Genomic DNA, 12861 nt, shown 5'->3' with positions numbered 1-12861 from the left:
ATATTTATATATATTATTTTAGTTAATATTACTTTAGTTATCAATCAAATTCAGACATTATATAATTAATATATTTTGACTAAAGTATAAATTTTGATCTATCAGTTGCTACTCCAGCAATACTATCTAATCTATTTGATACATATTGACTATCTATTAATATCTCAGTATTTGTTATTTCTTCTGCAATAAAACTTAAATCCTCCATCAATTTTTCAAGTACAGCATGCAATCTTCTTGCACCAATATCCTCGATTTTTTGGTTCATCTGAACAGCAATTTCAGCAATTTTTGCTATACCATCTTCTGTAAATTTAAGGCTAACTTTATCAACAGACATAAGTGCTTTGTATTGTCTTATGAGATTGTACTCAGGCTCAGATAAAACTCTGATCATATCTTTTTCTGATAAAGGATGTAATTCTACTCTTACTGGAAAACGTCCTTGTAATTCTGGAAGAAGATCTGATGGTCTAGCTGTATGGAAAGCGCCAGATGCTATAAATAATATATGATCTGTTTTTACAGATCCATGTTTTGTATTTATAATAGTTCCTTCTACCAGTGGGAGAAGATCTCTTTGCACACCTTCATTGCTAACATCCGCAGAATTACGTTTATCTTTCCCAGTTATTTTATCTATCTCATCTATAAAAACTATTCCTTCATTTTCAACTCTTTTTATAGCTTCTTCTGTAATAGAGCTTTCATCTATTAAACCATCTATTTCATCTTTAAGGAGTATATTATATGCTTCTTTTACTTTACATTTGACTAATTTAGTCTTTTTTGTTTTTCCTGATAATGCTTTTGATACAAGATCATTAAAATTAATCATACTAATATTTCCACCAGGGAAGTCTAAAAGAGGAGCTTCTGCAGAAATAGGAATATCTGGCAATTCAATCTCTATTTCTAAATTATCTAATTCTCCATTTGAGAATTTTTCTTTAAACATTTCTTTGCTAATATCTTTGGCATTTTCTCCAACAAAAACTTTAAGTATTTTATCAACAACTATATCATGTGCAGTTTCTGTATGAAGTAGTCTACGTTTATTTTTTGTATTTATTATGGTTTTATCGACTAAATCTCTAATAATTGAATCTACATCACGACCGTAATAACCAATCTGTGTAAAATTTGTAGCCTCTACCTTAGTATAAGGATAATCACCGTATTGTGCTATGCGTCTTGATATTTCAGTTTTTCCTATTCCTGTAGGACCAATCATCATTATATTTTTAGGAATAATATTTTCCGCCAATGATGGATCTTGTTTTTTGATTTGTTTTCTTCTTTCTCTATTTCTTAAAGCATTTGCAACACAGCACTTTGCTTCTTTTTGACCTATGATATGACGATCAAGCATTTCAACAATTTTTTTTGGTGAAAGATTCATAGGTGATGAATTTAGCATATTTTTTTTATCAATTTTGTTAGTTAATTTTTAAATGTTTTTTGGTTAAATAATTAAATATTTTAAATTATTACTATTTTAATTAATTTTGTTCTATTAATTTTGATTTTTTATAAAATTTTATTTTTAGAGTGTTTTATCAATTATGATTAATTATGACTGCATTACTACATTAATATATATACGATGTTTATAAAAAAAAACAAGATGTCAAATAAATAAAACAACTATAGGTTTCTAGAAAATTTTATAAAAAGTTATATAATATACAATTTCCTTTTATACTTATATTTTATTGTTAATTTAAATACTAGACGTAATGTCATCATATAATCATAATTCTGACTTTAAAAGAAAGAATAGTTTAGAAACAAAAAAAAAATTTAAAAAAATTCTTTCTGAAAAAATAAAAGAAAAACAACAAATAATATCTTCTAATAGTGATATAACAAAGAGAAATTTGTCATCTAATATATCTTTAAATTTTAATCAATATAATTTAAGTAAAAATCAACAAATAATATTTGATAAAGAAAAAAAACTTGATCAAATAAATAAAATTAATAAAAAATTTGACGAAAAAAATCATGAAATAAAAGATGATAATTCATTTTATGATTCTGCAAATCAGGCATTGTATACATCTCCATCAAAAAATTATGAGATAATATTAAATAAAAATGAGTATTATACTAATAAAAGTGAAGATATTAAAATAAACAGATTTAGTAAAAATATAGTTACTTTAAACAAAAAAATAAATCATTTTAATCCTGAAAATAACAAAATAAAAAACTTTAATGGATTAAAAAATTTTAAACAAAAAAAATATCTAAGAACTAAATCTGAAAACTTAAAAGATATTAAAAAATATACAGAAAAAAATATTTTTATATCTAATATTATCAAAGAAAATAATTTTTTTTATAAATTTTATAATAAAAGTATTTATAATATAAAAGAATCAATTTTTTACAATATTTATGAAGATAAATATAAATATGATATTCATATATCAAATAAAAATCTTTTTTCAGAAAATTACTTATATCCATATACAACGAGTTTTGCAAAAAATGTTTTATCAGAAAAACAAACATTATATCTTCATATTACAATTATTATAATCATAATATTAGTAATATTATATCCTATATGGATAGTATATTTTTTCTCTATTTTTGGTCAATTTTTATATTTTCAACTAACTCTTCATAAAAATATATTTTTTTATCAAGGAAAAAATAAAGAAAGTGTACATTCAAGTTTATTATATGATTGGATTGGTGAAAGTTATACTAATGAAGATTTGTTTTTTAATAACTTAAAATCACAAAAATCTAAAAAAATTTATAATAATTCTCAAAATAATATATATAATAATAGTTATAATAAAGATATTAAAAATGATTTAATAAAACTAAATAATTCAAAGATAGCACCTTATTATACGATTCTTCTTCCTGTATATAAAGAAAATTATTTAGTTTTAAATACTTTAGTAAAAAATATTAATCAAATTATTTATCCAAGAGAAAAACTACAAGTATTACTTATTATTGAAGATCATGATCAAATTACTAAAAAAGCTATTGATTGTATTAATTTACCAAATTATTTTGAAATTATTTCTGTTCCGACAGGAACTCCTCAAACTAAAGGAAGAGCATTAAATTACGCTTTAAAATTTACAATAGGGGAATATGTTGTGGTATATGATGCAGAAGATAAACCAGATTGCTATCAACTCTTAAAAGCAATAAGATGTTTTAATCTTCATCAAAGTATTCAAAAACAACAACATCCTAATGAAAGAGAATATTTAGCTTGTGTTCAGGCTAGACTAAATTTTCATAATAAAGATGAAAGTATTATATCATCATTTTTTTCACTTGAGTATGCAATGCAATTTAACTATTTGATGCCTGCTATGACACAATCTGGAATATTTGTCCCTCTAGGAGGAACAAGTAATCATTTTACATCTCATGCTCTGAAAAAATTGAATGGTTGGGATATTTATAATGTTACAGAGGATGCTGATATAGGAATGAGAATATCATTATTAGGATGGAAAATAGCAATGATTAATTCTGTAACTTTAGAAGAAGCTCCTATAAGCATGAAAGCCTGGATTAAGCAAAGAACTAGATGGTTTAAAGGTCATATGCAGACATTTTTAGTACATATGAGAAAACCTACCGAAACATATAAAAAATTAGGAATAAAAGGCTTTATAAACTTTGTATCACTAATGGGAATAGCAACTTTTGGTGTAGCATTTATATTACCAGGAATAATATCGTATGTTGGAAGTATATATTTAGATTCATTATTTACATATAATCAACGTTTAATTTTATTATCATTATCATCATTTAATTTAATTTTTTGGATAATATCTGTATATTCATCTTTTAATATTATAAGAAAAGAAATAAATATAAATTTATTTATATTTATTATTATTATAATTTATTTTATTATGCACCTTATTGCTGCAGTTCGCGCTATAATTGAGTTAATATTTAATCCACATTATTGGGATAAAACACAACATGGAGTTAGTAAAATGTATGAACATTAAACTATAGTGTGTATTAGTGTGTATTAGTATGTATTTATTCAAATTTTTAATATTAATATAATAAAATTTGTAATATATAAACTATCTATATGCAATATAGATACAAACTTAATTGATATTGAAAATTATTGTAACTGTATTATATAATATGTTTGCAAGTACAATATTTATTGTTAGTACAAAACCAAATACAATCAAAGATATAAAAATTAAATATAAAAAAATTAATACAATGATTATAGAAACAATACTTAAAAATATGATAAATTTTCGTGAAATTTTTGCTGAAGATAGTAATAATGGAGAAAATATAGATGGTCTTGTTGCAGGGGGTGCTCCATTCAATTCTAATATGATAATAATGATATCTATGGTTGCTATATTTTACTTTATAGTTTTTAGACCACAGCAAAAGAAAGTAAAAGAACATAATGAAATGATAAATCAATTAAAAACTGGAGATAAAGTTATGATTAGTAACGCTATTTCTGGTGTTATAGTCAAAAAACTTTCTGATAAAGGAACATTTATAGTTGAAATAGCAAATAATGTAAAAATTGAAGTTACAAAGAGTAGTTTGAGTAAATTAGTTAATTCATCTTCAACTTCTTCTTCAAATCATGAAAATATTCATCATTCAAATAAAAGAAAAAATAATAGTATTGAGAAAATAGAAGATAATTCATTATCTGATGATAAAACTTTAAATGAAATTTCTAATAATATCCCAGAATCTGAAGAATTAAATCATATCAACAATAATAGTGAATATGATCATAATAATATAAATGATGATAATAGCAAAGAAGATAATAAGTTAAATAACTCTACAAATGATATAAAAAATGAAAATAAAATAAGAAATAATGATAAAAAAAGCACTGAGAATAAAATTATTAATAATAAGAAAAAAAATAAGAATAATGATAAAAAATAATAAATTATTTGTTATATTTACTATATATTAATGCATTATAATCAAAAGTTATAAAAAATATATTATAAAATATTTTATTATATTTATATTGATAAAAAATATATTATATGTTAACGACCTTTATAAGTCTGTTTAATATATAAAATATTTTATGAAGAATATTAGAATTAATGGTGCACTGTATGGAATAGTTTTTATGCTCATTCATACTTTATGTTTGAGTTTAATTGATGTTTCAGCAAAAATATTACGTAAATCTGAATTAAGTTCTGGTTTTGTAGTTTTTTGTTATAAATTTTCACTTTTATTGATTATTTTACCGTTTATTATTTATAAACGTAATCAATATTTAAAAAGTGATAGAATATTCGTTCATATCATACGGAGTATTAGTGGAACTCTAGGAGCATTATTTTTCTATCATGGATTAAAATTTTTACCTATGGCTGATGCCGCTGCTATAGAAAATATACAATATTTAATAATTTTCTGTTTAGGATTTGTTATTTTTAAAGAAAAAATTTCAAAAACTAAAATAGTTGGTATAATTGTAGGATTTATAGGTGCTTTAATAGTTGTTCGTCCTGATTGGTTTTTTAGTTCTACTTCTAAGATTGTACAAGCAAATGCTGATAAAACATATATTTATATAATAATTGCTATATGTTGTTGGGCATTTAATTCTATAATTATAAAAATGTTAGGAAATACAGAGCATAATATGACACAAATGTTTTATATATTGCTTTTTGCATCTATTATATCATTTCCTACAGCTATATTTGAATGGAATAATATAAATATTGTTGGAATAAATCTTCCATTAAATCCTTCCTTAATTGATTTTAAAAAATTTAATATTGGAACGGAAAATATACTTTTAATATTTTGTATGGCATTAATTTATTTTATTCATAATTCAGCCTATTTTCTTTCTCTTAGATCTGAATTATCAATAGTAGTCCCTTTTAGATATACAAAATTAATATTTAGTGGAATATTTGGTTATATAGCCTTTAAAGAAAAAGTAGAAATAGAATCACTAATTGGATATGGTACAATATTTTTATCAAGTTTAATATTAGCACGTTATCAAATGAAAAAACGTAAATCTAAGCATGAATTATTAAAATAATAAATATATTATTAAATATATATTATAAATGCTATTTATTTTTAAAACAGCATTTATAAAAAAATTAATTGTTAATTTTGCTTAGATAAAGAAAATAAAAAAAGTATATAAATAGTATATAATTAATATACTATTCAATAATTTTATTTTAAATTATATATTTCTACACTTTTTGTGAAATATTCTGGTAAAATTTATTATTTCAAAATTATTTCAAATTGTATAAAAATATACAAATCACAAATCATAAATCACAAATCATATATAAATAGTATATAATTAATATACTATTCAATAATTTTATTTTAAATTATATATTTCTACATTTTTTGTGAAATATTCTGGTAAAGTTTATTATTTCAAAATTATTTCAAATTGTATAAAAATATACAAATCACAAATCATATATAAATAGTATATAATTAATATACTATTCAATAATTTTATTTTAAATTATATATTTCTACACTTTTTGTGAAATATTCTGGTAAAATTTATTATTTCAAAATTATTTCAAATTGTATAAAATATACACAAATCACAAATCATAAATCACAAATAAATAGTATATAATTAATATACTATTCAATAATTTTATTTTAAATTATATATTTCTACACTTTTTGTGAAATATTCTGGTAAAGGAGCTTCTATTTCATGAGATTTACCAAATAATTTAAATGACATAGACTGAGCATGTAAATGCATCCACGATGCTTCACTTTGTGCTTTTTGCTGTTCTACATTTAAATCTAAGTCTATAAATGCTCCACTACTATATTTACGATCACCTAAAATTGGACAACCTTTCATTGCTGTATGAATTCTAATTTGATGTGTTCTCCCTGTAACAATATTATAATGCACCAAACTAAAATTTTCATTTTCAGAAACAACTTTATAATTAGTTATAGCATCTTTTTGTTCTCCACCACGATCGCGGTCTCTCTCATATTTTCCTATAGGAAAGTCGATAATACCATTTTTATCATGGAAAACTCCAGTTACAAGACCACAATATTTCTTGTCAATTTTTCTTTCTTTGAACATATATCCAAGTTCTGTAGCTGCTTCAAGATTTAAAGCTATAATGAGAAGACCACTAGTGCTACTATCTATACGATGTACTAATGATGCATCTTTGTTGAATACCCAAATTAAATCATCAATACTAATATCAACATTAGTACCGCCTTGAACAGGAATTCCTGCTGGTTTATTTAGAACAACAAAAGAATCATCATTATATATAGCCCATGTTTTTATGTTTTGACATAAAATTTGATATTTAGGAGAGTATTCTAAATGTTCTCTTCTTTTAGCTCTACGTTCTTCTTTAGTTAGACTATCGTTTTGATATGAATTTTCTCTATTATTACTACGAAATCTTGATCTATCATTAGAATTAGATCTTTCAGTTGAGTATCTACTGCCTCCTCCTGGTCTATCATTAGATGTTGAGTATCTACTACCACCCCCTGGTCTATCATTAGAATTAGGTGTTGAGTATCTACTACCTCCTCCTCCTGGTCTATCATTATATCTTCTTTCTCTGTTATTATATTGATCTCTAGACCTAGAATCAAATCTATTTCCATCACTTCTATTTTCATCTCTTCTATCATTTCCTCCTCTATCACTTCCTCCTCTATCATACCTTCTTTCAAAGGTTCTAGGAGATGATAAACGAGGATCATCTTTGAACATAGTTTCTGGAAAACTTACTTCTTGTCCTGGTTTTAAAGTATTTTCAATATTAGCACGTTCATTATTAACACGTAAACTACCTCTCTCTAAAAAGTGTTTTATCCTTTCTTCTGGAACATTAGCAAAATTCGCTTGACAAAACTTCATTATATTCATTCCAGAATGTTCACTTGAAACCATATATTTTTTTATTTCTGGGGGAGGACTATCAAAATTTCTTTTCCTACGCTCAAAAGTATCTCTTCTACCATTAAATCCACCATCACGCCTATCGCTAACTCTTTTGTTACCATCATGAGGACCTCTTCTACTTTTGAAATCACCTTTATAAGGTACAAATTCCCTTCTTCTATTTTCATTTTCTTTGTTACCGTAGTCATTGCTACTGTTATAATTGCCCATACCTAATTTTTATTTATATAAAATATTTTTTTTATTTAATCATTTTTGGAATTAATGAAAATAAATATAATTTATGGATATAAAGAATTACTATTTATAAAAAATTTTATAAAATTTCAAAAAAAATAATTATATCAAGAAAGATTATATTGAAATTACGCTAAAAAATATAATAATTTATTATAATATTATTAATTATTTTAATTAATTTTTTAATTTATTTATCATCAAGACCAGAACTTGATAATACCAACTATAAATAATATATGCAAGTAATAAATCAATGATGTAAAAATACTAGATTTAGTAATGCTACAATTTATGTAATGAAAATAATTTTATAAATTACTATATAGAAATATAAGATTTACTATCAATGCTTGTATAATCAATATATTTTAATTTTCTAATATTTTTAGAAAATATATTTATTATATGATTGCAATTTATTATTTAATACTATTTAATTTATTATTTTCTAATAAAAATTCATATAAATAAGAATATTATAGTAAATACAATGTCTAATGACAGTTTTAATTCTGATTATATTAAGAAAAAGCACATTCAAAATAATGATAAAAAATTAAATGAAATAAATAATAATAAAAAAAGAAATTCTTTTTATAACAACAATTTTCGACAATATACATTATTAGAACATTATAGTGAAATACGTTTACGATTAATATATTGTTTATTAGTTTATTCAGTGTTTTTTATAACTGTTTATTATTTTATAAATGATGTATATCATTTTATATTTTTACAAATTTCATCTAAAAATTCAATAAAGTTATTAGCAACTGATATTTCTGAATTATTTTCATCTTATATTACTTTATCTCATAGAATATCCTTATTAATAATATCTCCATTTATTTTTTGGCAAATTTATTTATTTTGTGCCCCTGGACTTTATTATAGAGAAAAAAAAATTGCTACATTATCTCTCTTATTTTTTTGTTTGTTAGCAATTTGTGGAGGAAGTACAGCTTATTTTTTAGTTATTCCTGCATCTTGGAAATTTTTCACATCTTTCTCTTTAAGCAAAGTTAGAGAAATAGATGTCATTTTAACTCCTAAATTAATAAATTTTATATCTTTTTATTTAGATATAATAACAGGGTTTGTTTGGTCATTTCAATTACCATTATTAATAGGTATATTATGTGTATCCAAAATAATTAGTATTTCTACATTGCGATTATGGCGCCGTTATTTTATAGTGATATCATTTATATTTGCTGCAATTATTACACCACCAGATGTCATTAGCCAAGTTTCTGTTGCGATTCCATTAATAATAATTTATGAATTAATGATATTTTTTTGTAGTTTTTTTTTAAAAGATTAAATCATAATTGGTTTTTTAGTATGATCTCTTAATTAACCTAATTAATTAATCTAATAGAAGTATTTAATTGGTTTATAAATTCAAATGAGAGTACTATTTTTAGACCTTCTATAAAATGATCTCATATAGACGGCATTTTCTATATAGACTGTATTTTCTTATTGCTCAACAATATATATATAAATATTTTTATCAAAAAATAATTTTAATTAGCAGATAAAGTATTTTATTCATTTAAATGAACAAAAAATTATAATAATTAGCGTATTATTTATATTAATAAATATATATTTGAATAATTCAAAATATTTTTTGTTGATAAATTATTTTATTTTTCAATACAAAAGTACTAGACATAATACTATCGATAATGATATTATAAATTTAATGTTCCTCGGTAGCTCAGCGGCAGAGCAAGCGGCTGTTAACCGCTAGGTCGCTGGTTCGAATCCGGCCCGGGGAGCCATTTCTTTTTCTCCGTTTTGTTTTTGTATTTAGTTATATAATTATTCCTTTCTTCATTAGGGAAATTATATTCTTCATAATTTTTTATATATTAAAATCTCAAATTTTTAAGACTTTTTATAAAGTTTTGATAGAGAATATCTGAGAATATCTTTATACTTTATAAAAGATTATAAAAAATATTATAAACTTATAAATACTTACAAATAAGTTCTGTTAATATTTTCTCAAATAGTAAATAAATAATAAACTAAACTCAGTTTAATAACTGTAAACATTATTACCAGTTTCATCTAATAATATAATTATCTATATATAATCTGGAGTATTAATATAAAAATCTTTTATCGTCTCTATCAATATATCTTTTTTTAATTTTTTAGCTTTTTTTTACTGATATTTTTATTTTATTAAATAAAATCAGTTGATTTTTTGAATAGTGGAGATTTATTAGTTGAAAGTATTATTGCTTCTATAGTTTTTCTATTTTGTAATTTTACATTGTATTGACTTCCAGAACGATATTTTACTTCGTATATAGCATTACACAGATAACTTTCATCTTTAGTATCAACCCATTTCTTCATATTTTTAGAAAAATTAGTTTCTTTTCCATTCCATATTGTTACAATTTTTGGGCCATTATATGCAATATTCAAAATTGCAATCTGTTCATTACCTATAAATTTATTCCAATATTCTTTATAATGATCAGAAATAATTTTATATATTTCTTCAAAACTACATTCAAAAAGCTTGAATACTTGCTCTTCAGTTAATGAAATCAGTCGATTATATGCATCATTAAAATCAGGAATATTATCAGGAATATTATTATCTTTTTTATCAAAATTTTCTGGAAAAGCACGTGACCATATAGTTCTTGCACCAGGATCATCCATATTAAAACCAATGCCAATTGTAATTCTACCACGCTCAGGATTATTATCTTTATAAGAGACATACCTCTTTCCTTCAGATTTAAAAAGAAGATCTTTTGCTACTTCTTTTATTTTCCTATTATCATTTTCATTATTAGGATCTAAATTAATTGTATCATCTCGGATTTTTTCTGCAGCTATTTCATCTTCTTTCTTAAATTGCTTTTTTATAATATCATCTATTTCCTCTTTTGAGAGTGCTTCTTTTAATTTTATATTATTATCATATTTATTAATACTTTTGTTATTTAAATTAGAATCAATCCTAGATTCATCTTTAATCTGTTCTATTTGTGAAATTTCTTCATCAAAATTTAATTTTTCTTCTTTATATGATTTAATAAAATTATTAATATGATTTAATTTGCGTATTTTCGGCTTAATTCCTCTTCTAAAAGAATTATCAACATTTTTTGAAAGTATATTTTCATATATATCTTCTTCCAAAGGATTTTTACTTTCTTCAAGAGAAATAACATTTTTATGATGATCAAAAAGTTTCTTTAAATTCTTATTTATAGTCATATATTATTACTATTATTTATTATTTTTATTAAGATTATTTATTATATTATTTACGAATTATCATATTTTAAACAAAATATTGTTAAATATTTTAAATAAATTATCATAGCTATAAAAAATACTTTACTATATTAAATATATAAATTCTTGTTTAGGAAGAATATTTTTAAAATATTTTTATTTTTTTATAAATAGATTTTGATGTTTTAAAATCAATAAATTTTTGAGAAAAAAAGTTATCTAATTTATTTTTAACAAATTTATTTTTAAGAAAAATATTGCTAATTAAGATATTAGCCACTATGTTATAAATCTTTTATAAAGATATTATACAGTACATAAATACAAATAAAATTTTAAGAATTGTAATTCTTCTTGAGAAATTTCAACAAAAAAAGTTTAAACATAAAACTTTATTATATGATAAATTTTATTATAATATTAATTATGAATTTTTTATCTGAAAATAATCAATTATTTGCATCTGAAGCTTCTAAACCTTGGGATTTTCCTGAAGTTAATTTTGAAATATCAGAAAATATACTTTATATCCCGATTGCAAGTGATAATGTTAAAAAAGTTAAATTAAATATAAAAAATGAAAAATTTATTGATTTACTTGAAGTAAATAATCCAAGAATCAAACCAATATCTGTTATAGATACAAAATATAAAAACACATACGATGGATATTCCAAAGTAAGATCTGGTTTATATAAAAAATTGCTAAAAATGCTAGAATTTTTACCTAATAATATAGGAATTGCATATTTTGAGGGATTAAGACCATTATGGAAGCAAAAAGAGTATTTTGACAAGAAATTTCTGGAAATTTTAAAAAATACTCAAAATAAAGAAATTGCGTATTATGAAACTACTAAACATGTTTCACCTTTTATAGATAATATTCCAACACATGCGACTGGAGCCGCCATTGATATAACATTATTTGTACAAAATGAAAATGATATTAATTTAATGGATATGGGAATGTTTGATACAATTTATGGTCATAATGATCAACAAGAAACATTTTCTAAAAGAACTACACAAAAACAAAGAGAAAATAGACTACTTTTACTAAATGCTGCTATAAAATCAGATCTTGTTAATTATGGATTTGAATGGTGGCACTATAGCTATGGAGATAATGCTTGGGCATATGTTAAAAAGAAAGAGTCAATATATGGATTAGCAGTTGATAAAAATGAGAATATACTTCTGATGAGTAAAGAATCTTATTTGAATAAGATCATTAGTACTGATAATTTTAAATAATTTTATCAGAATTTTTAATTATTTATTAAATACTGCAGGATTTACGATTTTTTGTAAAGAATATTGATAAAGATAATAGAATAAAATTTATTATTCTAATTATAATA

Annotated in this window: 8 protein-coding genes and 1 tRNA gene; 6 read left to right on the top strand and 3 right to left on the bottom strand. The window is 22.5% G+C overall.

Annotation, left to right across the window (positions count from 1 at the left end; all coding sequences use genetic code 11):
* Positions 1-79 precede the first annotated feature (79 nt).
* Positions 80-1420 (bottom strand): ATP-dependent protease ATPase subunit HslU, encoded by a 1341-nt coding sequence (hslU, locus tag Lyticum_RS03565; protein ID WP_322498962.1) that lies wholly within the window; start codon positions 1418-1420, stop codon positions 80-82.
* A gap of 319 nt (positions 1421-1739) precedes the next feature.
* Between hslU and Lyticum_RS03560 the strand changes: the two genes are divergently transcribed.
* From Lyticum_RS03560 to Lyticum_RS03550, 3 genes are all read left to right on the top strand, one after another.
* A complete protein-coding gene (locus tag Lyticum_RS03560; protein ID WP_322498961.1) occupies positions 1740-4007 on the top strand; it encodes a glycosyltransferase in 2268 nt (755 codons plus the stop codon).
* A 148-nt stretch (positions 4008-4155) separates the two neighbouring features.
* Positions 4156-4944 carry a preprotein translocase subunit YajC gene (yajC, locus tag Lyticum_RS03555; RefSeq protein ID WP_322498960.1) on the top strand — a complete coding sequence of 263 codons (789 nt, stop codon included), beginning with the start codon at positions 4156-4158 and terminating at the stop codon, positions 4942-4944.
* Positions 4945-5095: 151 nt separating this feature from the next.
* Positions 5096-6079, top strand: coding sequence for a DMT family transporter (locus tag Lyticum_RS03550; protein WP_322498959.1), 984 nt, complete (start codon positions 5096-5098; stop codon positions 6077-6079).
* Between the two features lie 594 nt (positions 6080-6673).
* On the opposite strand, the gene Lyticum_RS03545 is transcribed toward Lyticum_RS03550, so the two are convergent.
* Positions 6674-8188: a pseudouridine synthase gene (locus tag Lyticum_RS03545; protein WP_322498958.1), complete on the bottom strand. Its 1515-nt coding sequence runs from the start codon at positions 8186-8188 to the stop codon at positions 6674-6676.
* 520 nt (positions 8189-8708) lie between these two features.
* Between Lyticum_RS03545 and tatC the strand changes: the two genes are divergently transcribed.
* Both tatC and Lyticum_RS03535 read left to right on the top strand, forming a co-directional pair.
* Positions 8709-9545, top strand: a complete 837-nt coding sequence (gene tatC / locus Lyticum_RS03540; RefSeq protein ID WP_322498957.1) for a twin-arginine translocase subunit TatC — start codon at positions 8709-8711, stop codon at positions 9543-9545.
* Positions 9546-9936: 391 nt separating this feature from the next.
* A tRNA-Asn gene (locus Lyticum_RS03535) sits at positions 9937-10011 on the top strand.
* Between the two features lie 409 nt (positions 10012-10420).
* Here the strand turns inward: Lyticum_RS03535 and Lyticum_RS03530 are convergent.
* Entirely contained in the window at positions 10421-11476 is a 1056-nt protein-coding gene (locus Lyticum_RS03530) for a hypothetical protein (protein ID WP_322498956.1), read from the bottom strand.
* A gap of 447 nt (positions 11477-11923) precedes the next feature.
* On the opposite strand from Lyticum_RS03530, the gene Lyticum_RS03525 reads away from it, so the two are divergent.
* Entirely contained in the window at positions 11924-12754 is an 831-nt protein-coding gene (locus Lyticum_RS03525) for a M15 family metallopeptidase (RefSeq protein WP_322498955.1), read from the top strand.
* Positions 12755-12861 lie beyond the last annotated feature (107 nt).

Origin of the sequence: Lyticum sinuosum (assembly GCF_034471385.1) — a bacterium.
Lineage (GTDB): Bacteria > Pseudomonadota > Alphaproteobacteria > Rickettsiales > Midichloriaceae > Lyticum > Lyticum sinuosum.
This window is presented reverse-complemented; position numbering and strand designations above follow the sequence as displayed.